This is a genomic window from Aminobacterium colombiense DSM 12261 (assembly GCF_000025885.1).
Taxonomy (GTDB): domain Bacteria; phylum Synergistota; class Synergistia; order Synergistales; family Aminobacteriaceae; genus Aminobacterium; species Aminobacterium colombiense.
The window spans coordinates 557,183-580,151 of the sequence record NC_014011.1; the positions used below are offsets into that span (position 1 = coordinate 557,183).

The 22,969-nt window shown below is 43.0% G+C and carries 24 protein-coding genes; 14 read left to right on the forward strand and 10 right to left on the reverse strand.

Annotated features, from left to right (window positions below; genetic code table 11):
* Positions 1 to 584: 584 nt before the first annotated feature.
* Together AMICO_RS02650 and AMICO_RS10145 are read right to left on the reverse strand one after the other, a co-directional pair.
* Positions 585 to 1,682 carry a class I SAM-dependent RNA methyltransferase gene (locus tag AMICO_RS02650; protein WP_013047932.1) on the reverse strand — a complete coding sequence of 366 codons (1,098 nt, stop codon included), beginning with the start codon at positions 1,680 to 1,682 and terminating at the stop codon, positions 585 to 587.
* Positions 1,657 to 1,821 (reverse strand): hypothetical protein, encoded by a 165-nt coding sequence (locus AMICO_RS10145; RefSeq protein ID WP_013047933.1) that lies wholly within the window; start codon positions 1,819 to 1,821, stop codon positions 1,657 to 1,659. The genes AMICO_RS02650 and AMICO_RS10145 overlap by 26 nt, the downstream gene beginning before the upstream one ends.
* A 277-nt stretch (positions 1,822 to 2,098) precedes the next feature.
* Between AMICO_RS10145 and AMICO_RS09830 the strand changes: the two genes are divergently transcribed.
* The gene (locus AMICO_RS09830; protein ID WP_052292793.1) at positions 2,099 to 3,508 is read left to right on the forward strand and encodes an HD domain-containing phosphohydrolase; all 1,410 of its coding nucleotides are present in this window, start codon (positions 2,099 to 2,101) and stop codon (positions 3,506 to 3,508) included.
* A gap of 120 nt (positions 3,509 to 3,628) precedes the next feature.
* A complete protein-coding gene (locus AMICO_RS02660) occupies positions 3,629 to 4,096 on the forward strand; it encodes a hypothetical protein (protein WP_013047935.1) in 468 nt (155 codons plus the stop codon).
* Positions 4,097 to 4,102: 6 nt separating this feature from the next.
* Here the strand turns inward: AMICO_RS02660 and AMICO_RS09835 are convergent, their stop codons facing one another.
* Positions 4,103 to 6,715: an ABC transporter substrate binding protein gene (locus tag AMICO_RS09835; protein WP_013047936.1), complete on the reverse strand. Its 2,613-nt coding sequence runs from the start codon at positions 6,713 to 6,715 to the stop codon at positions 4,103 to 4,105.
* 16 nt (positions 6,716 to 6,731) lie between these two features.
* A complete protein-coding gene (locus AMICO_RS02670; RefSeq protein WP_013047937.1) occupies positions 6,732 to 8,888 on the reverse strand; it encodes a Tex family protein in 2,157 nt (718 codons plus the stop codon).
* Positions 8,889 to 9,003: 115 nt separating this feature from the next.
* Between AMICO_RS02670 and AMICO_RS02675 the strand changes: the two genes are divergently transcribed.
* The 5 genes from AMICO_RS02675 to AMICO_RS02695 all read left to right on the forward strand — a co-directional run bounded on the left by AMICO_RS02675 (position 9,004) and on the right by AMICO_RS02695 (position 14,131).
* The gene (locus AMICO_RS02675) at positions 9,004 to 9,618 is read left to right on the forward strand and encodes a metallophosphoesterase family protein (RefSeq protein WP_013047938.1); all 615 of its coding nucleotides are present in this window, start codon (positions 9,004 to 9,006) and stop codon (positions 9,616 to 9,618) included.
* A 172-nt stretch (positions 9,619 to 9,790) separates the two neighbouring features.
* Entirely contained in the window at positions 9,791 to 10,051 is a 261-nt protein-coding gene (locus AMICO_RS02680) for a stage V sporulation protein S (protein WP_013047939.1), read from the forward strand.
* Positions 10,052 to 10,270: 219 nt separating this feature from the next.
* A complete protein-coding gene (gene hisS, locus AMICO_RS02685; protein WP_013047940.1) occupies positions 10,271 to 11,533 on the forward strand; it encodes a histidine--tRNA ligase in 1,263 nt (420 codons plus the stop codon).
* A 39-nt stretch (positions 11,534 to 11,572) separates the two neighbouring features.
* On the forward strand, positions 11,573 to 13,381 hold the full coding sequence (gene aspS / locus AMICO_RS02690; RefSeq protein ID WP_013047941.1) for an aspartate--tRNA ligase: 1,809 nt from the start codon (positions 11,573 to 11,575) through the stop codon (positions 13,379 to 13,381).
* 57 nt (positions 13,382 to 13,438) lie between these two features.
* A complete protein-coding gene (locus tag AMICO_RS02695; protein ID WP_013047942.1) occupies positions 13,439 to 14,131 on the forward strand; it encodes a metal-dependent hydrolase in 693 nt (230 codons plus the stop codon).
* Positions 14,132 to 14,142: 11 nt separating this feature from the next.
* Here AMICO_RS02695 and AMICO_RS02700 read toward each other — a convergent pair whose 3' ends face one another.
* From AMICO_RS02700 to AMICO_RS02710, 3 genes are all read right to left on the reverse strand, one after another.
* Positions 14,143 to 15,009 (reverse strand): MurR/RpiR family transcriptional regulator, encoded by an 867-nt coding sequence (locus tag AMICO_RS02700; RefSeq protein ID WP_013047943.1) that lies wholly within the window; start codon positions 15,007 to 15,009, stop codon positions 14,143 to 14,145.
* 94 nt (positions 15,010 to 15,103) lie between these two features.
* Complete coding sequence (locus AMICO_RS02705; RefSeq protein WP_013047944.1) at positions 15,104 to 16,051, reverse strand: radical SAM protein; 948 nt, start codon at positions 16,049 to 16,051, stop codon at positions 15,104 to 15,106.
* A 13-nt stretch (positions 16,052 to 16,064) separates the two neighbouring features.
* Positions 16,065 to 16,436 (reverse strand): helix-turn-helix domain-containing protein, encoded by a 372-nt coding sequence (locus tag AMICO_RS02710; protein WP_013047945.1) that lies wholly within the window; start codon positions 16,434 to 16,436, stop codon positions 16,065 to 16,067.
* A gap of 194 nt (positions 16,437 to 16,630) precedes the next feature.
* Between AMICO_RS02710 and AMICO_RS02715 the strand changes: the two genes are divergently transcribed.
* Entirely contained in the window at positions 16,631 to 17,530 is a 900-nt protein-coding gene (locus tag AMICO_RS02715; RefSeq protein WP_013047946.1) for a LysR substrate-binding domain-containing protein, read from the forward strand.
* The gene (locus tag AMICO_RS02720) at positions 17,520 to 18,008 is read left to right on the forward strand and encodes a YbaK/EbsC family protein (RefSeq protein WP_013047947.1); all 489 of its coding nucleotides are present in this window, start codon (positions 17,520 to 17,522) and stop codon (positions 18,006 to 18,008) included. Before AMICO_RS02715 ends, AMICO_RS02720 begins: the two co-directional genes overlap by 11 nt.
* Position 18,009: 1 nt before the next feature.
* Here AMICO_RS02720 and AMICO_RS02725 read toward each other — a convergent pair whose 3' ends face one another.
* A complete protein-coding gene (locus AMICO_RS02725) occupies positions 18,010 to 18,435 on the reverse strand; it encodes a PPC domain-containing DNA-binding protein (RefSeq protein ID WP_013047948.1) in 426 nt (141 codons plus the stop codon).
* Between the two features lie 125 nt (positions 18,436 to 18,560).
* On the opposite strand from AMICO_RS02725, the gene AMICO_RS10150 reads away from it, so the two are divergent.
* The gene (locus AMICO_RS10150; protein ID WP_169302794.1) at positions 18,561 to 18,851 is read left to right on the forward strand and encodes a hypothetical protein; all 291 of its coding nucleotides are present in this window, start codon (positions 18,561 to 18,563) and stop codon (positions 18,849 to 18,851) included.
* Here AMICO_RS10150 and AMICO_RS02735 read toward each other — a convergent pair.
* Positions 18,819 to 19,808, reverse strand: a complete 990-nt coding sequence (locus AMICO_RS02735) for an asparaginase (RefSeq protein WP_013047950.1) — start codon at positions 19,806 to 19,808, stop codon at positions 18,819 to 18,821. The two genes, AMICO_RS10150 and AMICO_RS02735, sit on opposite strands and share 33 nt — an antisense overlap.
* 66 nt (positions 19,809 to 19,874) lie before the next feature.
* The gene (locus AMICO_RS02740; protein ID WP_013047951.1) at positions 19,875 to 20,537 is read right to left on the reverse strand and encodes a lactate utilization protein; all 663 of its coding nucleotides are present in this window, start codon (positions 20,535 to 20,537) and stop codon (positions 19,875 to 19,877) included.
* A 161-nt stretch (positions 20,538 to 20,698) separates the two neighbouring features.
* Between AMICO_RS02740 and AMICO_RS02745 the strand changes: the two genes are divergently transcribed.
* The 4 genes from AMICO_RS02745 to AMICO_RS02760 all read left to right on the forward strand — a co-directional run bounded on the left by AMICO_RS02745 (position 20,699) and on the right by AMICO_RS02760 (position 22,959).
* Positions 20,699 to 20,992: a sigma factor-like helix-turn-helix DNA-binding protein gene (locus AMICO_RS02745; RefSeq protein ID WP_013047952.1), complete on the forward strand. Its 294-nt coding sequence runs from the start codon at positions 20,699 to 20,701 to the stop codon at positions 20,990 to 20,992.
* A gap of 28 nt (positions 20,993 to 21,020) precedes the next feature.
* The gene (ffh, locus tag AMICO_RS02750; protein ID WP_013047953.1) at positions 21,021 to 22,370 is read left to right on the forward strand and encodes a signal recognition particle protein; all 1,350 of its coding nucleotides are present in this window, start codon (positions 21,021 to 21,023) and stop codon (positions 22,368 to 22,370) included.
* 65 nt (positions 22,371 to 22,435) lie between these two features.
* On the forward strand, positions 22,436 to 22,711 hold the full coding sequence (gene rpsP, locus AMICO_RS02755) for a 30S ribosomal protein S16 (RefSeq protein ID WP_013047954.1): 276 nt from the start codon (positions 22,436 to 22,438) through the stop codon (positions 22,709 to 22,711).
* A 2-nt stretch (positions 22,712 to 22,713) separates the two neighbouring features.
* Positions 22,714 to 22,959 carry a KH domain-containing protein gene (locus AMICO_RS02760; protein WP_041459500.1) on the forward strand — a complete coding sequence of 82 codons (246 nt, stop codon included), beginning with the start codon at positions 22,714 to 22,716 and terminating at the stop codon, positions 22,957 to 22,959.
* The last annotated feature ends 10 nt before the right edge of the window (positions 22,960 to 22,969 follow it).

A 22,969-nucleotide genomic window follows, 5' to 3' on the forward strand; every position in this document is an offset into this window, starting at 1 on the left:
AACAATCTCCACCTTTCTAGTTTTAGGGAATAAAAAATAAAAAAAGGGCCGGGTTCCCATTCTAAGGGAACCCGGCCCTGTAAAGGCCACAGACGCCTAAGCGCTGGCCCTCCAGTGGGGTCCCTCGCTGGCGTAATAATACTCAAAGAAACAGTTGGAAGAAGCGATAACATCTAAGAACATCCTAATAGCCTCCAAACTGTCCAAATTTTGCAACACTTATATCACGATGGGAGAGGGAAGTCAAATTTAGCGCGAGTCCTTGTCATTGAGCCGCAAATTTTACATTTAGATGAGCCGTTCTGTGCTCTTGATATGAAAGGGGGGGAAAGAATGCGCAACTGCATGATGAGCCTGAGAAAAAAATGGGGATAACAGTTTTGCATGTAACTCACGATATAGAAGATGTCCGAACCTTAGCGACGACCCATGTTGTTGTTATTCATGACGGATAGATTTTTCAAAAGGGGAAGTCTGACGACAAAGTTCTACGACCAGACACTATCCCCTGACTGTTTCGGTCAACGTAACGGAAAGTACAGATTAGTTTGTGGATTTGGAGAGTTCTGCCAGAGGTGTGTTTTTTACTTTAAAGAAAGACATGCCAAAGTTTCTACATGGTATGTGTTTGGAAAGAAGTCGTAAGGGGTAATATGCTTTATTTTATACCCTTCTTTTTCCATATACAGAAGGTCACGGCCTAATGTTCCTGCGCTGCATGAGAGATAGGCTATACGTGAAGGGCGCGCTTTTAAGGCGAGCCATTGTCGAACGTCAGATTCTATACCTGTTCGAGGTGGGTTGAGGTAGGCTAGCCTTTCATAGCCCTCTATGGTTTCGATCCATTGAGCCAGTTGAGGTATTCGTTGGCTGCATGTTCCTCGCAAAAGGAGAGCTCCCGGAGCGTTGCTACCAGCGCTTTCAATGGCCTCTGCAGATGTTTCGACTCCAACTGTGTGACATCCCTTGCCAATCCATCGTTTGAGACTTGCTCCACTGCCGCAATAAAGGTCTATGACCCCCTCTTTTTCTTTTGGAGAAAGAAAAGCTTCAGCCTCGTCAAGAGAACGGGCGTATAGATCTGGAATAAGTTGCTGGAAGGCCGTTGGCCCGTATATAAGCCCCAGTTCATTATATGAACGAGGCTTTCCCCAAAGCAGCTGCCAGGCTCCACGTCCGAAGAGCCTTCGCCCTGCACTTGGATGCATATGGAGCCACAATCCTTCCAGTCCTGTTTGAGCCAGTGCCTCCTGTTTGTATTTTAACCAGTTGAGGTCAGGTGTTTCGTGAGTTTTTAGAATAAGGGTTCCTTGCCTGCCAGCCTGTACGTAGATTGAAAGTGGGAAAAGAGGGAAGGGGGGCAAGTATTGCTCAAGCCACGAGAGAGTCAGGCGAACCCCTTCAGAATGAATAGGACACTCCTTCAACGAGATGATCTCGTCTTTTACCTTCATTCCGAAGACCCAGTCTGAAGAATTCCATTGAGCTGCAAGACTCACTTTATTTCGATATCCCCAGCGCTGTTCTGGGGCAGGAGAAAGAATGGGGTTAATAAGATGACTCCATTGATGAAGGCTTTGTTTTAACCAGGCTTCTTTTTGTTTCTCGCTTTCTTCATGGGTCATCCATCGATGGGCACAAGCTCTGCATTTTTCATTACAACCGATAGGAAGCTTTTTCATAGGTTTGACCTCTTTCTTTTTCTGAATCAGAATAATTATAGCCTGTCTCTTTTATTTCGCTGTCATTTTTGACTTCTCTAGTAAGCGTGAATGGCGGCGGGGTGTCTTCTATTGTCGATCTTGCTATTTGTTTTCTCATTTGCACCCCTCTTTTTTTGCCCAGATGAGTGCCATTATTGGTTGGCTGGATGTTAGCATATTTTGATATAAAAGCCTCATAAACTCTAGTTCACAAGGCTTTCTAAATGAAAATTCGTTGAATTTCCTAGTTATTGTTTTTGGGTGATGGTATACTTAAAAAAATAAATAAAAAGTCTATGCTCAAGAATTTGCTCTTCTGATTGACGCATATTTGATGGCGCTCCTAAATATACACGAGAGAAGGAGATAAAAATGAATCCCACCGTAACTTGGTCATGGACAGCAAGGTATTTAGAGAAAGAAGTAAAATAATGGAAATAAAACAAGATTTAGACAAGGTGCATTTACAGTATTTATTCGATAATGCGCTAGATGTGGCCGTGTTGGTCGATCCTTCAGGAAATGTGTGTAGGGTCAATTCCTATTTTGAAAGGTTATTCGCTTTAAAAGAAGAAGAGATTATAGGAAAATCTATCATAGATATAGCATTCCCCCCCCATTCCCGAAATAGAGCGAAACAGGCAATTTTAGAACTTCAAAAAGGAGAAAAAATAGAGCTTTCTGAAGTTCAGTGTATGAGGAAAGATGAAACGACTTTCCTTTGTCGTGTAGTTGTTTTCCCCATTCTGTTTAATTCAAAGGTTGCAAGCATATATGTTGTTTTTTATGATTTAACTCAGAAGAATGAGAGAGAAAAACAGCTTCTTTATGCTTCTGCTGTGGTAAAAGAAAGCCCAGTAGTTTTTTTCCGTTTGAAGGCTGATGAGGGCTGGCCTATTATTTATGCTTCAGAGAATGTTAGTCGATGGGGCTATACCTCAGAATTATTGGTAAGAAATGAGAATTCTTATCTTGGCATTATTTATGAGGAAGACAGGGAAAAAATAATTCGTCAGGTTCGATTTTATGAAGAAGCCGGACGTGAAGAGTACGAACTTGAATATCGAATTCTAACTGGTAAAGGCGATATTATCTGGGTAAATGAAATGGCATCTGTATTGAGAGACGACTATGGGCGAGCCCTTTACTACCAGTGCGCTGTAAAAAATGTTACAACTCGCAAAGAAGCTGAAATAGCTCTGTCCCTGAATTATCACAAAATGAGTCGGGCATGGGATCAAACTATTGAGGTTATGGCTATTACTACTGAAATGAAAGACCCTTTTGCAATGGGACATCAGAAAAGGGTGGCCTCTTTATCTTGTGCCATAGCAGTGAAACTTGGTCTAAAAAAAGAAGAGGTTCACAACCTGGAAAAAGCGGCCCTTGTCCATGATATTGGAAGGGTGGAAATACCATCGGAACTCTTAAGTAAACCGGGGCCTCTGACAGATGCAGAGTTTGAACTTGTACAGACCCATTCAGAAATTGGTTTCGCCATTTTGAGCCGTATCGATCTTTCATGGCCTCTGGCTGAAATTGTGCATCAGCATCATGAACGCATTGATGGGTCGGGATATCCCAGAGGTTTGAAGAGTGACAAAATTTTACTGCCTGCCAAGATCATTAGTGTGGCGGACATCGTTGAAGCCATGACTTCCCATCGTCCATATCGTCCAGCTTTAGGCATCGATGCAGCTCTTGATGAGATAGAGAAACTGAAAGGTGTTGCTCTAGATGAAACTGTGGTAGATTCTTGCGTGAAGCTTTTTAGAGAGAATGAATTTAGCTTTATTGATGAGTAATATATAAAGATAAGAATAAAAAGCTGGCTTACAACATAATAAATACTGTTGCTTTGTTTCCCTTAACATTTCAAGATTATAAACTTAAACGGCATTGAGTAAAAGAAAGGAGGGGTGAAAGTGTCGCTATTTAAAAAAAGGTTCTTTTTACTAGGGATACTCTTTGTTGGCAGCATTCTTTTCATGGCTCAGCCTCTTTTGGCGGAGGCGAGAGATGTTCGGGTTGACCTTGGAGCGGACGAAAACAAGCTTAGGTGGTACATGGTCAAGGTTGATGAGGTAGAGGGGATGCCCGTGGTTACATTGCGTGTTTATTATGCAGTAGCCCAGGAGAAAAAAAAGATGGCCCAAGCTCTTGTCTCAGAGGCAGAAGTTGATGAAGCCAAGGCCGAAAGACTCTATTTCACTGAATATGACTATGTATTTCATAGCACAGATAATACCTATGCCATATATGCTGCCCGGCATTACGATATGGGCGGGCACGAAATTTTTTCCGCTGGCGTAAACTTTCACGATATGCAGTGGATGGAAATTATAGAAAAATCCATCCCCTTCAAAGCGAAAGCAGCCTATAATAAACTTTAATTATTTTTAGTCAATACGAAAAGTAAACTCATTTTTTTCGAAAAGATGAACACAACACGTGACGATAGAGGGGTCAAAAGCAGTGCCGGCCCCTTTTTTTATTTCTTCCAGGGCTTCTTCAATAGAATACGCAGGTCGGTAAGGTCGCGGAGAAACCATTGCTTCCACCACATCCGCAACAGCTAAGATTTTGGCTTCCTGTAAAATTTCCCTGCTTTTTAACCCCTTGGGATAACCAGTCCCATCAATGCGTTCATGATGTTGTAACACTATTTCTGCCACAGGCCATGGGAAATGCACATTTCGCAGAACTTCATATCCAAAACGAGAATGTTGCTTGACGATGTTGTATTCTATGGCCGAAAGAGACTGTGGTTTAATTAGTATCTCTGAAGGAATATAGAGCTTTCCCAGATCGTGAACGAGGGCTGTATTGTATACGGCTTCTCTTGCTGAGTCTGAGAGCTTCATTTTTTTTGCTATAGCTAGACAAAGCTGAGCGACCCTGTTCTGATGGCCGTAAGTTGAATGGTCCTTCATCTCTATAACCCGCCCAATTGTTGAAATAGTGGAATGAAATGTTTGTTCTAATTGTTGAATGGTTCTTAAAAGATCTTCTTGCTGTTGCTTGCGTTCAAAGGCTCGTCCTATTGTTTCTGCCAGTATCTTGAGGCTGGCATCATTAATAAGTTGCTGTGGGGTAGAAGACTTCCTTTGGGCCAGAAGAAGAACCCCGGGCTTATTAAATCCTGCAGAGAAAGGCAAGAAAGTCACCTTTATTTTTTCATCAGCATTATTGCCCTTTTCTATGGTCAAAGGCTCAAGGTTCACTAAAAGATCTTGTTGCAATAATTCGGTGGAAAATGAGAGAGACTCTTTTAGCAATTCAATTGATTCGAAGTCTGTAGATTGCCACATGCTTTTCAAGTTAAATTCGGGATTGTCCTTTTGAGAGGTATATAGGGCGCACCCAAGAAGTCCAAGCCTTGTCCCAATTTCATGGAGAACATCCTTTAAGGTGTTTTCAAAAGGGCTGGAGAAAACAAGACGTGATGACACAGCGGAGAGCAGGGCTTCAAAATGAAATCTTTGGGCTAAGGCATTTTGTTGGGCTTTTTGACGGGTTATATCCCTGAAAAGAAGAAAAGCTTCCTTTTTCTTTCCTGTGAACATAACAGGGAAGCCGCTGATAGACACGGCTAAAGATGTGCCGTCGCTTTTGTTGCGATATCGAGAAATATCTTTTATGGGATAGGACAGGGCTTTTTTCAAAAGAGACTTGCCATCTTCACATTGGCCTTTCGATAGGCAAATGATCTTATTGAGATCCGCACCTTTCACTTCGTGCTTAGAATAACCAAACATGCGGCAGAACTCGTTATTAGCTCGTAAAATGCGGCCCATCTCATCTAGCGCTATTATTCCTTCAGGGGCTCCTTCCATAAGACCTCCGAGATAATTCTGCTCCCTCTTTAGAGCGTTGTTTATCTGGCGGCGTCGGTATAGTTTAATCAGAAGCAAAATACTTAATGCTAAAAGAACTGTGATCACCGCAACGTTTGTTATAATAAAACGAAAATTCTCCCTCACATCTTTGTAAGGGTCTTCCATAACGCGGCTTCCAGCAGGTAGTCTTTCCATTAAAATGCCGTGTTTTTTGAGTTCGTGATAATTAAACACCCATTGGACAGGTTCGTTTTCGTTAAAAGGGATCTTTTCAGGTGGTGTTCCCTTTATTATGTCTAATGCTATTTCAGCAGCAATGTTTCCAAGTCGCTCTCCAGCATAGATTGCCCCTCCGATTATGCCATCGAGTTCCACTGCCTCTGCAACATTGGTATATATGGCAAAATCTCCAGAACGATGAATGCTTTTTATAGTGTCTGGGAGACTTAGATAATATCCATCAGAGGTAGATAGAGCGGAGGTAAGGAGTATAACTGTATTTCTAGGTTCCTGCAATTCTAAAAACGAGCTAACTTCTTGCTGGGGGAAAGAGGTTAGCAAGATTATCTCTACGTAGTCTTTTCTTTCTTTTGCTATGTTCAAGAGTTGGCTGATGTTTTGGATTCCTGTCAGGGACGTGTCTCCTATGACGACTATTTTCTGAAGAGCTGGATGGAGGCGTGTCATCATTTCAACCATTTTTTTATAAGGAGCGGCCTGCACTGTACCTGTAAAACGTTTTCGCAGCGAGTTGGGCAATATGGAGACATCGCTAACTCCAGTGAAAACAACAGGAACGGTGGGAAAAACAGTTGCCCCCTGACGAACTAAAAAACGGAAGGCATGATCTCCCTCACAAATAATGACCCTGAGATGTGAGGGAAAATATTTCATAAAATAAAGTTCTTGTAACGATCTATTTATTGTGTGATCGGGTAGACGTTGAACATCTAGGTATTCTATGAAGGGCTCAGTCCGCACGTCAGCTTTTTGCAAAGAGGATAAAATACCCTGAGAAATAGATTCTGTTCTCTTATTATTTTCGTCGTAGGAAAAAAGAATAAGAAGGGGAACTTTAGGTTCGTAAGAAAACACATCTTTGGGGCGGAGTATAAGCAACCCCGCTATAATAAATAAAAATATTTTTAGTATGATGCGCCTTCTCGTTCCCATGGCATCCCCCGGTTTGCTATTTTTCTTCCAGATCGCTTGTTTTCATTGAAAGAGAGATCCTTTTCCTATCCATGTCTATGTCCATCACTATTACTTTTACTTGTTGTCCTGGCGAAACCACAGCATGAGGAGATGAAATATATTTATCTGAAAGAGCGCTGATATGTACGAGCCCGTCCTGATGTACTCCAATGTCAACAAAAGCTCCAAAGGCTGTGACATTAGTAATAATTCCAGGAAGCACCATCCCTTTTTTTAAGTGAGATATATCTGTAATCCCATCAACAAAAGAAAATTCTTCGAAAATACAGCGTGGATCCCGTCCCGGTTTTTCTAGTTCTTCCATTATGTCCTTTAATGTGGGAAGGCCTATCTCTCCTTTAACGTATCGAGTAATGTCAATGCGCTGGCGTATTTCGGCTTTTCCCATAAGTTCTTTAACGGTAGTGTTCAGATCTGACGCCATGTTTTTTACCAGAGCATAGTTTTCCGGGTGAACGGCGCTGCTGTCCAGTGGGTTAACTCCTCCTTGAATGCGTAAAAAACCAGCGCATTGCTGAAAAGATTTGGGCCCCAGGCGGGGGACCTTTTTAAGATCGTTGCGAGTATTAAAAAGACCGTTCTCTTCTCTGTATTTTACTATATTGGCTGCAAGTTGGGGACCAACTCCTGATACAAAAGTTAACAACTCTCGGCTGGCAGTATTAATATCAACCCCTACAGCATTAACACAACTCATCACTGCATCATCAAGGGCGCGTTTCAAGGCTTTTTGGTCAACATCGTGCTGATATTGCCCCACACCAAGAGATCTGGGATCTATTTTAATAAGCTCTGCCAGAGGATCCATAAGGCGGCGTCCTATAGAAACAGCTCCCCGTACAGTCACGTCATGGTCAGGAAATTCTTTGCGCGCTATTTCTGATGCTGAATAGACAGAAGCTCCGCTTTCGTTGACCATAGTGGTAATTATATTCTGAGGGAGGTTAAGTGTTTTTATAAAGGTTTCTGTTTCCCTTCCCGCCGTTCCATTTCCTATAGCAATCGCTTCTATAGAAAACTTATTTACTGTCTCGCGAATCTTTTTAGCTGACTCTTCCTGTCTGTTTATAGGTGGGTGAGGGTAAATAGTGTCTGTAAATATAAGGCTTCCTTGTCTGTTTAGGCAGACAACTTTACATCCTGTTCTAAAACCTGGATCAACAGCAAGTATGTTTTTATATCCAAGTGGCGGTGTCATAAGGATTTCGCGGATGTTTTGGGCAAAGACAGAGATAGCTTCTTCATCTGCTCTTTTTTTCAATGCGTTTCTTAATTCTGTTTCCATGGATGGGGAAAGAAGTCGCTTATAACCGTCAGTAATAGCTTCTTCAAAGAGATCGGCTTCTTCTCCCTTTGTCTTTATAAAAAGCTTTTTTAGAGCTGAGAGACACAACATTTCGTCTGGCTGGATTTTAAGAGAAAGCATGCCCTCATTTTCTCCTCTGAAAAGAGCTAAAATTCGATGGGACGGGGCCTCTATCGCTCGCTCTTTCCAACTGAAGTAGTCTTTATATTTTGCCGCCTCATTCTCCTTTTCAGAAACAAGAGCAGACGTAATATAGCTATGTCTTGCAAATATCCTGCGGCATACATTGCGAGCCTCACTGTTTTCACTTACCCTCTCGGCAATAATATCCAATGCGCCTTTAAGAGCTTCTTCTATGCTCTCTACCCCTTTCTCAACATCGATGAAGGCTTTAGCCTCATGGCGAGGATTACAGCCGTCCTGGGCCATAATGTTTTCCGCTAAGAGGGCGAGACCCTTTTCCAGAGCCATGCTCGCCCTTGTCTTCCTTTTAGGGCGATAGGGAAGGTATGTATCTTCTAAAGTTGTAAGATTTGCTGCCCCATTTATTGCTTGTGCAAGTTCATCGGTAAGAATTTCCCGATCTTCCAAAGATTTTAAAATGGCCAGTCTGCGCTTCTCCAGCTCTAAAAGCTCTTCCCGCCTGTCTCGAATGCGGGCAATAGAAACTTCGTCAAGGCTGCCTGTGGCCTCTTTTCGATATCTGGCAATAAATGGTATTGTGCATCCTTCATCAAGAAGGGAGAATACGGCCTCAATTTGGGCGGAGGAAATTTTCATTTCTGTAGAAATAGCTAAAACGAGGTTGAGCTTCTGCTGAACCATGTACTATGAACCCTCCTAGGTTAATCTTTCACTCTTAAGTATAGTACCATGTTTTTTTGTTTACGCATTTGATGAAAAAATGGTAAAATTGAAAATAATTTAGAGGTGATTCGTTATGGAATCTTGGAAAGAATTAATCTATAAGACATTGGACATGCTTTATATACCTGACAGCTTAATTGAGATGAGAGGGCGTGCTGTTTTGCATATATCGGATACGCCGTCTTCCTTTTATCCGTGTCTTAAGAAATTGATTAACCTGCTTGAGCCTTTAGCAGTGATTCATACAGGTGACCTTGTTGATGAAATAAAGCTTGCTATCCAGCCTAATAGGTTGCAACATTACATTAAAAGGCTTCGACCTCTTGCCCAGATACTGGAAGGAGGAAGAAAAAGAGACGTAATTGTTATAATAGGGAATCATGACAATGAAGACGCGGCAAGGCAGGTGTTTCATAAGAGTCTTATTGTAAACAAGAGCGGCTCTTTTAATGTGTGTGGCGTTTCGTTAAACGTGAGTCATCATTTTGAAGGGCTTCCTATCTCGCCGGGGGCGCTGAATTTATTTGGACATAATCAATTCATGCCAGAGCAAGGTGGCGGAGAAGTATATTTAAATGGGTTGCTTTCGATGCATCTTATTGATCCAGATAATGGGACCATTCACCCACTGTCCTATCCGCGATTTGTAGATCAAAACAGGCTTTTGAAGAGAAAGTTTGGGTTATAGGGTCAACTTTAACGAATTAAAAGTGTTATTTTTGAAGTTTGCTTTGCAAAACACTTGTCAAATGACTAATGAACCTACTATACTTAACTTGTTTCAGAGAGCGAAACACATTGATCTATAAAAGTTCCTGTTTTTTATTACTTGCGGCGCTATTCAAGGGAGGTCGAATTTCATGGAAGTGCTCAAAGTCTCTGCAAAGTCGCAACCCAAATCCGTCGCTGGAGCTATCGCAGCAGTTCTTCGGGAAAAAGGGGCAGTTGAGGTCCAGGCAGTTGGGGCTGGTGCTGTAAACCAGTCCGTGAAGTCAATTGCCATAGCACGGGGATATGTGGCTCCCAATGGAATTGATCTTGTGTGTATTCCTGCTTTTGCCAAGATCGAGATTGATGACGAAGAAAGAACGGCTATCAAGTTTCAGCTTGAGTCTCGTTAGAAATTAGACGTTTTTGCCGTAAGGGAACAGGCAGGCGTAACGGTATTTTCACCGTTGCGCTTTTCTTTTATGTCCTCTCAATTTCCCACTGGAGAATTTCGTCGCAAATGTTTATACTTACCTGCATAATGTATAAAAAGATAGAATGCTTGTTATAGGCATCTATATATGTGTTATGTTTCTCGTAAATTGTTCCTCATATCAATGGGAGGGAGTTTTATGGCAGATATTAAGGCACCGCGAGGTGTGAGGGATATTCTCCCTGAAGAATCCTGGAAATGGTCCTATGTGCTGAAAATTGCAGCGGAAGTGGCAAAAAACTTTGGCTATTCCGAGGTCCATTTGCCTGTTTTTGAGCACACAGAGCTTTTCTCTCGCGGTATCGGTGAAACAACGGATGTTGTGGAAAAAGAGATGTATACTTTTGAAGATCGAGGTGGTCGCAGTCTCACCCTTCGGCCAGAAGCGACAGCATCAATGGTTCGCTGTTATTTAGAGAACAAGCTGAACAGCCATGCGCAACCGGTGAAATTGTGGTGCGCAGGCCCCATGTTCCGCTACGAGCGTCCCCAGAAGGGGCGATATCGTCAATTTTGGCAGCTGGATTTTGAGAGCCTTGGGACAAAGAATCCCATGGTAGATGTGGAGGTTATTGCTCTTTCTCTTGAACTATATCGGCGTCTTGGCCTTCAGAATCTTGAAGTGGTGATCAATTCTGTGGGGTGTCCTGAGTGTCGGCCAGCGTATAAAGAGAAGCTCAAAGAGTATTTTAAGCCACGGTATGAAGAGCTTTGTAAAACATGTCAGAGTCGCTTTGAAAGGAATCCTCTCCGAATTCTCGATTGCAAGAATCCTGAGTGTAAAGAAATTACGGATGGGGCCCCGGATATCTACACGAGCCTTTGCGATGATTGCCGTTGCCATTTCGATAAGGTACAAGAGGGATTAAGCAGAATTGGGGCTCATTATCATATAGACAAACGCCTTGTTCGCGGTCTTGATTATTACACAAAAACGGCTTATGAGGTTTTGTCTGGAGCTCTTGGCGCTCAGAATGCCGTGTGTGGCGGCGGTCGTTACGACAATTTAGCAGAGACAATTGGCGGTCCTTTCACTCCAAGCGTTGGTTTTGCCACTGGTCTTGAGCGGATAGTGCTCGTTATGGAAGAGCAAAACTGTTCTTTTGGACCTAGCCCAGATTTGGATGTATATGCCATTGGCCTGGACGAAGCTTCTCGCGAGGAATTGCAGAAGCTGGTGGCAGAGCTTAGGCAGGCAAATATTTCAACAGACATGGATTATATGGAGCGAGGGATGAAAGCTCAATTTAAATCAGCCGATGCTTCGGGAGCGGTTTTTGCCTGTATTCTTGGTGGGAACGAGTTGGCTAATGGTGTGGTCAACGTTAAGAACCTCAAGACTGGCGAACAAGTAGAGGTTGAAAGAACAGCCGTCCTTAACTACATAAAAAGCAATTTATAATAATAAAGCGAGTTTGCCATCTGTTGTGGAGGTTATAGAATGAGCAGGTCGGAACATTTTGATGTATCCTGGAAACGTACTGTACGGTGTGGAGAACTTTCTCTTGATCAAGAAGACAATAAAGTTGTTTTGAATGGATGGGTTCGCCGTCGCAGAGACCTCGGAGGACTTATCTTCATAGAGCTTTGGGATTATACAGGAGTTACACAAGTTGTGATCAATCCTGAGCTTGTTCCCGAAGTGCATGAACGAGCGAAGTCTTTGCGGAGCGAATTTGTTATTTCGGTTCACGGTAAGGTTCGGAAACGACCAGAAGGAACAGTAAATCTCTCTATGAAGACAGGCGAAATAGAAGTTGTAGCTGAGGACTTTATGTTGCTTTCCCCAGCAGCTCCTTTGCCTTTTGAAGTTTCCGATGCTACCAATAAAGTGGATGAAAATTTAAGGTTGCGCTATCGTTATCTCGATTTGAGACGGGATAAAATGCAGCGCAATCTCCGAATTCGTAACCAGATAATCAGATTTACCCGTGATTTTCTTGCCCGTTACGATTTTGTCGATATAGAGACCCCCATGTTGACAAAATCTACACCGGAAGGAGCCAGAGACTATCTTGTTCCGAGCCGTGTAAACCCTGGCACTTTCTACGCTTTGCCTCAGTCGCCGCAAATCTTTAAACAAATTCTGATGGTCAGTGGTTTTGATCGGTATTACCAGATAGTGAAATGCTTTAGAGATGAAGACCTCCGTGCTGACAGGCAGCCGGAATTTACTCAGATTGATATGGAAATGAGCTTTATCACAGAGGAAGATATTTATGCCCTGGTTGAGGAGTTTATGGCTGGTCTCTTTAGGGAGATAGCTCAAGTTGACATTCCTACTCCTTTTAGAAAAATGGACTATTGGGAAGCTATGGATCGTTTTGGCAGTGACAAACCAGATTTGCGCATCCCTTTTGAAATACATGATGTCGCTTATATCTTTAAAGAAAGTGACTTTGCACCATTTAAGGATCTTTTAGCCAAAGGCGGGTACGTAAGGGGCTTGCCCTTGCCCGGTGGCGCATCCCTTTCTCGGAAGGAAGTTTCACTTGTTGAGGAAAAGGCAAAAAAACTTGGCGCAAGCGGACTTGCGTGCTTCCAGTTTAAAGAGGGTTGTCTGAAAGGCCCTCTTGTAAAGTTTCTTTCAGAGGAACAGCGGCAGCGCCTTGTAGAGAAGGCCGCGTTGCATGAGGGTGATGCATTTTTTGTATTAGGCGACCTGAACCGATCTGTAGCAAGCCAAATACTGGGACAGCTTCGCCTGGATCTCGCAAAAGAACATAATCTTATGGATAGGGATAAATGGGAATTCCTTTGGGTTGTACATTTTCCTCTTTTCGAGAGAGATGAAGAAGAAAATAGATGGGTTGCAGTGCATCACCCATTTACGTCTCCTGTAATTGAAGACCTTCCTTTTCTTGATAGCGAGCCTCAAAAGGTCAGGTCACGAGCCTACGACTGTGTTCTTAACGGGAATGAAATAGGAGGAGGGTCTATCAGAATACATGATCCTGAAATACAGGAAAAGGTGTTTCAATGCCTGGCATTTAGCAGAGAAGAAGCCAGAAAACGTTTTGGTTTCCTTCTCGATGCCTTGAGCTCAGGTACGCCGCCTCATGGCGGCATTGCCTTTGGTGTGGACCGCCTTGTAATGCTTCTTTGCGGAGCCTCATCTATTCGCGATGTAATGGCATTTCCCAAAACCCAGAAGGCCCAGTGCTTAATGTCTGGAGCTCCTTCTTTTGTAAGTCAGGAGCAGCTGGACGAACTCCATATCGATAGTCTGGCCGAAGAAGACCAGGAATAGCATACTAAAAGGCCGGAGCGATCCGGCCTTTTTAAACAAAGAAAGGAGATGAAAACTATGGTTCGTATTCATTACGTAGGGCATGCCGCATTTCTCATCAAGACAGAAGAGTTCCAGCTTTTAATTGACCCTTTTATAACGGGGAACCCTCTTGCCGTTGACACAATAGATGCCTTCACTAACGTAGATTACATTTTTGTTACCCACGGTCATGGAGATCATCTGGGGGATACTGTAGAAATTCACAAGCGCACAAAGGCTACAGTGATTACAAATTTTGAAATTTCTCAGTATCTTGGTAATAAAGGCGTTGCGTGCCATGCCATGCATATTGGCGGTTCTTTCGCATTTCCCTTTGGCCAGGTGAAAATGACTCCGGCTCTTCACGGATCTGGCATAACAGACGAAAATGGAAATGTTATACCCGGAGGGAGTCCCTGTGGCTTTCTCATCGAAATTCAAGGCTGTAAAATCTATCATGCAGGGGACACAGGGCTGTCTGTGGAAATGCAACTTTTAAAAGACGAACATATCCATGTGGCTCTTCTGCCTATTGGAGGGAATTTTGTAATGAACGTTAAAGATGCTGCGAAAGCTGCAAATATTATTCAACCCTCTCTCGTTGTCCCTATGCATTACAACACTTTTGACCTTATTAAAGCAAATCCTGAAGAACTTGCACCTCTCATTACTGGCGATACGGAAGTTCGAATTCTTCAGCCGGGGGACGAGCTTCTTATCAAACCCTGACTCTAGTTTCTTTAATACCGCAGATCGTAGGTAGGATGGTAAACCTTTTCGTCATGAAGTCCCTGTGCTTGTTTTTCTAGTGCTTTTTTTGCCTCTTCTCCCATATTGACAGCCAGGATAGACGAGAGAATGTGTATAAGGAAAAGGGGGCCAATAAGAGAACTCCCAAAGGTAGGGCTCATATCGCTCACAAAGAACGAGAGATCAGCGAACTTGCAGATTGGAGCAGCTGGACTATCTGTAATAGTGATGATGTTGGCCCCCCGTTCTGCTGCTAGTTTGATCGAATTTGTAACCTCTATAACGTAGCTTGGCAATTCGCAAACTATAACAAGATCACCTTTTTCTATGGCTCGAGCTTGTTCGATGAGAGCTAGAGAACCTCTTTTCAGAAGTACGCCCTTCAAACCTAGTTCCAGCAGGCGAGTGTAAAGAGATTCAGCTACGAGGGCAGATATTCCCCAGCCTATGCAGAAAATGGTTTTTGCTTTCTGCAGCATGGCGCAAAAAACTGCGGCGTTGTCAGCCTGAATCTGGTTCCAGGTGTCATCGATGTTCGCATGCTCCAGGCGATATATTTCTTCTGGAAGATTTTTGTGGTCTTTCATAATTTTTGAAAGCATGGCAGAGGGATTGACTTGCTGCAAAACAGTTTTTTTAAGAGTGTCTTTCAATGCAGCATACCCATCGAATCCAAGCATTCTTGCTACACGAACAAGCTGCGCTTTTGATACGTCAAGCTTTTCTGCTACTTCTCCGATGGATAAAAAGGCTGCTTCTCTAGAATTGGCAAGAATATATTCTACAACCCGTCTCGCCTTATTAGGCATTCCCTCCATCTTATGTCTTAAGAGATCAAGGAATTCCTGATCAGACATGATCAAACACCTCCATCAAAACGTAATACTCTTTACATAGTTAGTGTACTTAAGTTTATTTCAAGATGCAACTAACGTCAATAATAAACAAAAGTTAGTTGGTGTTTTCCCAAATTACGATTTGAGCTTTTAGTTTTTCAGGTGATTGTCCTGTCATTTCAGATAAAAAAGAAAGTCCCCAACAGTTATGTCCAGTAAGTAAGGAAACATCTTTCTGAAATATAATCCATGGGCCTTTAGAGCTTATGCCAGTAAGCCTTAAAACAAAGGCTACACTTTTGGCCAATTCGCCAAATGAAGGATGATGCGGTCCTGCCGAAACTGATCTTTCTAAGCTTTCCGTTTGTTGCAGGCCAACTCGTTGCACAGAGAACCCCAGATTTTTGGCATAATAGAGAAGGGTTCCGACCCAATGGGCTGCTTCAGAAACTGAGAGGGGAGTGTATTGACCACTTAGTAACAAGTTTTCCAGCATAGTATTTCTTAAGACTAGACATGGGTAGAAACGCAAGGTTATACTACGCGGTCCCTTTAGTTCCGCAAGCTTAAAAAGATCTTCAAGACTGCTCTTCAAGTTTTGCGTAGGGAGTCCGACCATCATTTGGGCGGCGACGGAAAACCCCTGATCAAGGAGGAGTTTAAGGGCTTTTAATCCATCTTTTTCACTATACCCTCTGTTACAAAGTGATAGCACATGGTCGTCAAGGGATGAAATTCCAAGCTCTACCATAGAGATAGGAAATTTCTTTAGCCTTTCTACAGTATCTCTAGAAATACAGAGAGGGTGAGTCGAGAAGCGAACAGAACTTCCTGAAGGCGCAGCAACTATTGCTGCTAGATATTCTTCCTGCAGCCTTTCTGGCTGGCACGTAAAACTTCCCCCAAAATAACAGAGCTCTACTGGTTCCAAAAGTGTGGATAGCATAGTTACCACCTCGTGAGGCGAAGGTGGTTGATATTCTCCAGTAATAGCCCTCTGATCACAATAGATACACCGATGAGGGCAGTTTCTCATAGGGAGGAAGACGGCTCGCCTTTTCATCTTTTCTTTATCACTACTTGTCTAAATTCTCTTTGTTTTCATTTTGCCAAAAAGAAACGGTTGTTTCTATAAGCTGCAGAAGAAAGCAAAGTTCATTTTTTGAAAAACAATGGCTCTTATACCAAATTCCCCCACCCCCATGATTTTCGAGGAGTTCTTCGAGGTGGATTCGCCCAGATTCATCTGAAGGAGTTCCTTTTACCAAATCTGTAATTTCCACATCAAGGGCTTGCGCTAATTTTGAAAGAAGCTTCATAGAAGGAAGCCTCCTGTTACTTTCAAGGGCTTGAATGTAAATCCGGCTTACATCGGTTTTATCCGCAAGGGCCTGTTGGGTTAAACGTGCGGCTTTCCGCAATGTTTTGATACGTATCCCTAAACTCATAAAATAGAAACCTCCATTCAGAATCATTGTCGTATAATTTATATCATAAAAAGAATGATTACAAATCGTACATCATGTAAGAGAAACCCTCTCTTGACTGATTCTACCTGCTGAATGATACTACAGGAAGGGTAAAAATAAAGATGTAAAGTGATTTGTTATAGAATTAAGACAATGGAAAGGGGATTACAGACGTGGATTTTCGACAGCTCGAAAGTCTGGTGGAAGTACTCGAAAAAGGAAGCATTTCTGGAGCTGCAGCATCCCTTGGTATTTCTCAACCTGCCGTAAGCAAGCATATTGCCCGTCTTGAAGAAGAAATGGGCATAAAGATTTTTGTGCGGGGTCAGAAGTGCTCTAAGCTTACTGTAGAAGGGGAAATTCTTTATGATTTCGCCAAAAAAGTTGTTTCTTCTCTCAATGATATAAAACGAGAAGTGACCAATGTTTCTTCTGAGGTGGCCGGTACGGTGACCATAAGTGCGAGTTCAATACCTGGCGATTTCGTTTTGCCGTCAATACTCGTAGATTTTCGCCGTCAATACCCTTACGTAAATGTGGAGGTCTATATTTCAGATTCCAGAGAAGCCTTGGAAAGACTGGTAACCAAAGATACAGATATTGCGGTGACGGGTTTTAGCCGCAATACCTCTGGTCTTGAATCTTACCCCCTCTGTGAAGATGAACTTGTTCTTATCGTTTCTCCTGACCATCCACTGGCCAATCGCAGAGCAGTGACCATGAAAGATGTGGAAGATCTTGATCTCATTGGCCGAGTTCCCGGTTCCGCCACTCGCAGGATATGGGAAGATGCCTATAAAGAGCATTTTGGGGTGGAGAAGGAGGTCGGCTTGAGCTTTGGCCATGTTTCTGCTGTTGTAAATGCTGTAGAATCTGGAGGGGAAGGTGGCATTGTTTCCAGACTGGCGGTGGGCAAAAACACACACCTTGTTACAATTCCATTTTCCCCGGCATTAAAACGATTTTTTTACATTACTTATGGGACAGTTTCCACCCGTGCCATGAAAGTGCTGATAGATTTTTTGCGCGAAAGGGTGCTACAAATAATTGGAGGTGTAACTCGTGTCGACTGAGTTGGTTTTTGATCCTGTAGCTAACGTAACGGCTTTTCTTCGTGAAAATGGATATGATGTAAATATTACCATAAGCTGCCAGACTATTTTCACAGTGGATGACGCAGCTCTTGCTGTAGGGGCTCCTGCTGAACATATACTAAAGACCCTTCTCCTTCTTGTAGATGAAAAACCCGTCCTAGCCCTCATGTCAGGCCCTAACAGAGTAGACTTAAAAAAGGTAAAGCAGGTTTTTGGAGCTAAAAAGACAAAAATGGCTTCACCTGATTTTGTCTATGGCTATTCGGGCTATAAAATTGGAGGGGTCCCCCCTGTAGGATATCCGGAAAAGATCCCCGCAGTTCTTGATGAGGACCTTTTCCGGTATGAAACAGTTTGGGCTGCAGCTGGAACTGACCACGCCTTTTTTCCCATATCCCCTGAAAGACTTCAAATTCTTACGGAAGGGCGAAAGGCCGACATTAAAAAAGAACGATAGGTTATAACCTTGTTTCGGGAGCTAAAGCCTCGAACCACTCGTCAAATTCACGGTTCAAATAAATTGTTTTGAGCGGAATGATGCATATTTCTACATTGTGATGGACGAGAGCCTGAAGAATATGTCCACCTAGGCATGTGTGGTCGGGGCGGCTGAAAACAGCGTGTAAATGGGGGTAGATCCCTTCGTGTTTGTAACTTACGTTACCGTTAAGGGCCAAGAGTTCCATAACGTTGTTATAGGTGGCTTTCTCATATTCTTTGCCATTGAACCATCCAAAAGTAACATTTGTTACCATGCCTGCTGCTGAAACAACAACTGCAGAGTCAACATCCCGTTCTTTGCAGACGAAACTGATGGAATTATGGATGTCTTCCCCATGGGTGAGCCGTAAAACAATCATTTCGTCAGTGGCTGCATACTTCATTTCTACACCTCCCGGTGGGAAATGATCTTTTGAAATATTGTATCACGAAAAGTCGATATTTTTAAAATATTATTTTTCGTATTACAACATGAGGGTTTCATATAATATGGTTTAACATATTTCTTGTGTTATTAGCAGGTGTTGTTGCAGGTTTTCTTAATGTTGCAGCAAAAGGCGGTAGCAGTAGTATGTTAATGTTGCCTTTTTGGGTTTTTCTTGGCATGAGTTTGGCTAATGCAGGCAGAGATAGGGTTCTCAATCCTAGAGAAGCAATTCATTTTGCAAGTGCTGTGAAAATGACATATGACGTTCTTCAATACGATATAAAAAGTATCAAGAAGAGCTGGGCTGTATTACTAGAAGAGCTGCCCAGCTCTTCTAGTTTATTGCGAGTAGAGAAATTTTTGAAGCTCTGAGCCTTTAAGGCCTGCTCCGAGGCCAGCGGAAAGTTTTAACCTCGCTTGAAGGGGTCTTAGATTCCCTCCGTCGTACACCCCTAGCTCAAGAAGTTTGTTGAGGCTCCCTTCAAAGTTAAAAAACCGCCGTGTACGTCCCATAAAACAGCGAGAGGAAATGACAACCGGGATGCCGTCCCTGATGATCTTCCTTAAAAAGGGGATCCATGATGGAGAAATAGTACCATCTCCGAAACCTGCGATAACGAGTCCATCGAGATCTCTATCTTTTGCTTCTGATAAGAGTTTGATAAGAAGCTCTCCTCCTCCAAGATTAGCGTATATCAACTCCACATTTCTGGCAGGAACATGATCTCCTTCAAGCACTTTGCTGCGTTTGTGAATTCTTAATATCTGTATGTCTTGACCAATTATCTCGCCAAGCGGGCCTCTGTCAGGTGATACAAAAGCGCTTCTGCGATGGTTTGTTTCCTCCGTTATTTCAGAGGCTGCAAACAACTGGTCCTGTAAGCACACTAGAACACCTAACCCCCAGCATTTTTGGGATGAGGCAGCATACATAGCCTGGGTTAAGTTAATAATAGCATCCGTACCCGGGACATCAAAAGGAAGTGTTGCTGCCGTGAAGATGACAGGTTGGGGGTAGGCCCAGAATAGATCTGTTAAATAGGCCATTTCTTCAAGGGTGTCAGTGCCGCTTGAAACAACAATGCCGTCCACACCTTCTATTATTAGCTTATTCAATATTTGAATAAGATCTGTTGTCATACGAATAGAGTAGTGGCTACTTGGCTGATGGCTCCAATCTACAAGGAAAACATCTTGCGACATGTCCTCTGGAAGCCACGAAAGCATGGTTTCGCCACTTAAGAAGGGCTGGTGTCCAGAGTCCTCTTCTGTCTTCAACCCTATTTGCCCTCCAGCAATTACCAGAGCAATCTTCCCTCTTTTGGGCATTAGATCATCTCCTCCTTAAAACTGACAGACTTATACGAGAAATGGGAAGAGTGCATTGGCGATGATTTAGTATCCAAGATTTTCTCCTACAACGATTACGTGGGTTTCGCGTCCCGTGGTGGGGCGTTCAAGAATAAGAATTGCCCTGCAAACTCGAGTGGCGCTGTTGCAATCCACACAGTGGCCGACATGGGAACATGGAGTATCAATATTCAGGCGGATGGCGTTCGGAGGTGTCGCCTTATCTCGAATGCGGGCAAGGGCGCTGTCAACATCCCGCGCAATCTTGTTAATTCCAACGACAAAGATCAGTATATTAGTTCCCCATGCCATAGCGCTGACACGATTACCAGTGCCATCAATATTAACAAGCATGCCTTCTTCCGTTAATGCATTTGAGCTTGTAAGAAAATAATCTGAAAGGAATTCTTTTTTCAGAACTTCTTTTTTTTGCTCTGGACTTAAAGTGGGGTCCCAATGCTGAGCAATAGTGCAACCACGTTCTTGGAGTTTTTCGATAGCTCCAATTTGTCGGATGGTTACACTGCCGGGAATACCCACGGTAGCATTTTGGGGTATAAGTTTTAATACTTCTTCTAAAGCCTGTTCTCCCGTGTCTACATAAATAGCTTCAAATCCCTTGGACGTGAGGTTTTTAACGACATTGACACCTAGTTGTCGATTGCTGGCAGTCTGTGCTGCAGCAAATGGATCTTTTTTATTCGTCATATTTTTGCCTCCTTGTTATGCCCTATAGGGGCTATGATAAACGTGTCTATCATTACAAGAAAGATGGAAATTGTCCAGACATGATGTAAAGGTTTTGTCCTTGACACTCTTTTTGAAGGAGCGTATAATCACTCTGCTTTAAGAGGAGGTTTGATTCTGCCATGAGAGAAGAAGATCTTCTTGAAGATCGAATTTATCTAAACCAGCTTTATGATCTATACGGAGCTCTTTTGACAGAGAAACAGCGTAATGCTTATGAACATCATGAGTTTTCAGATCTTTCCATTACAGAAACCGCTGAACGTTTAGATACTACAAGGCAAGCTGCTTTTGACCTTATATCCAGGGCGAAAAGCAGGCTGGAAGAACTTGAAGCTCTTCTTAAACTGCACGAACGGATAAAGAATCTTGAAAAGCGAATAGAAGATTTGGAAGAGCGTTGCCAGGATAAATAGTACCCCCTTTCCTAGGAGGGATTCGTATATGTTTGAAGCGTTGAAAGAGCGTCTAGAATCTGTTTTTAATACTCTAAAAGGTAAAGGTAAACTATCAGAAGAAGATGTTAATGCCGCTTTGAGAGAAGTCCGCCGGGCCCTACTCGAGGCTGATGTAGACTACAAAGTAGTGAAGTCACTGGTAGACTCTATTCGGGGACGTTGTATTGGCCAGGAAGTTCTTGATTCTATTACTCCGGGTCAGCAGGTTGTCGCCATTGTGTACGAGGAACTTGTAAGTTTGATGGGGGAGGATGTTGTCCCCTTTATCATTTCTTCTAAGCCTCCCACGCTTTGCATGATGGTAGGTTTGCAAGGAAGCGGTAAAACCACATCAGCTGTAAAAATAGCAAAGCGCATTCAAAATGCCCATAATCCGTTGGTCGTAGCTTGCGACCTTCGTCGGCCTGCAGCCATAGAGCAGCTGAAAGTACTTGCACAGCAGAGTAAAGTTGCTTTTTATGGCCCCTCAGGGGGAACCCAGGATGTTATCAAAGTAGCTAAGGAAGCCCTTGCCTATGCAGAGGATCATTTGAATGACGTTATTATTTTTGACACTGCGGGACGGCTTCATGTGGACGAAGATTTGATGGAGGAACTTTCTAGGCTTAAAGACCTTGTAAATCCTCATGAGATCTTGTTAGTAGTAGATGCTATGACAGGGCAGGAAGCAGTCAAAGTGGCAACAAGTTTTCATGAAAAGCTTTCTTTAACAGGTGTTGTTTTAAGCAAATTAGATGGTGATGCCCGAGGCGGAGCTGCATTGGCAATTAGAGCTACAACGCAGGTTCCCATAAAGTTTGCAGGTGTTGGAGAAGGTATTGATGCCATTGAATTGTTTGATGCCAAGCGGATGGCTCAGCGAATTATTGGCATGGGAGATGTGATGGGACTTGCTGAAAAAGTTCAGCAAGTGACATCTCAGGAAGATGTCGCGAAAATTACGAAAAGTCTTAAAAAAGACAAACTCACCATGGAGGATCTTTTATTGCAATTCGAGCAGATAGAAAAGCTCGGGCCTCTTGATAAGGTTATTGACATGCTTCCCGGCATGGGAAAAATGAAAGAATTAAAAAATGCTGAACTTGATCCGAAACGGCTAAAACAATCAAAAGCAATCATACAATCTATGACTCTGGAAGAACGCCGCAATCCTCAAATTATCAAAGGGAGCCGAAGGCGGCGTATTGCAGAAGGATCTGGAACTACTGTGCAAATGGTTAATCAGCTTCTCAAGCAGTATGACCAGATGAAACAACTTTGGAAGTATATGGGCAAAGGTAAAAAAGGTTTTCGCCTTCCGAAAGGACTTTTCGGAGGCGGAGGGTTTCCTTTCTAATCTAAACAAGGAAAGAAAATAAAAGATTGATCTATTTTTTATTAAAGCAGGAGGTGTCACATTCAATGGCGGTACGTATTCGTTTAGCCCGGTTCGGGCGCAAAAAAACTCCTTTTTATCGGCTTGTAGTAGCCGATTCGAGATCACCACGTGATGGACGGTTCATTGAGCTTCTGGGAACCTATAATCCCATGGTGGATCCCGCGGACATTAAGATCGACGAGGAAAAGGCTCTCTATTGGCTGAAAAATGGAGCTTCTCCCTCTGACACGGCTCGGGGCATCCTTAAGATGGCTGGTGTGTGGGAGAAATTCGCTGCAGAGAAAAACTCTGCTGAGTAATGATGGCTAATTACCAAGAACTTGTAAAATACATTGTCGATCACCTTGTTACTATCCCAGACCAGGTAGAAATTACCACAGAAGTGAATGACCGGGGAATAGTGATGGTTTTGATCAAAGTAGCTTCTGAAGATGTGGGACGGGTGATTGGAAAACGCGGCGCCACGATCAATGCCATCCGTTTAGTGGCAAAAGCTGCTGCTGTGAAAGAAAATGAACGAGTGGAAGTGGATATTGAAGCAGATTGAGGTGTGACGG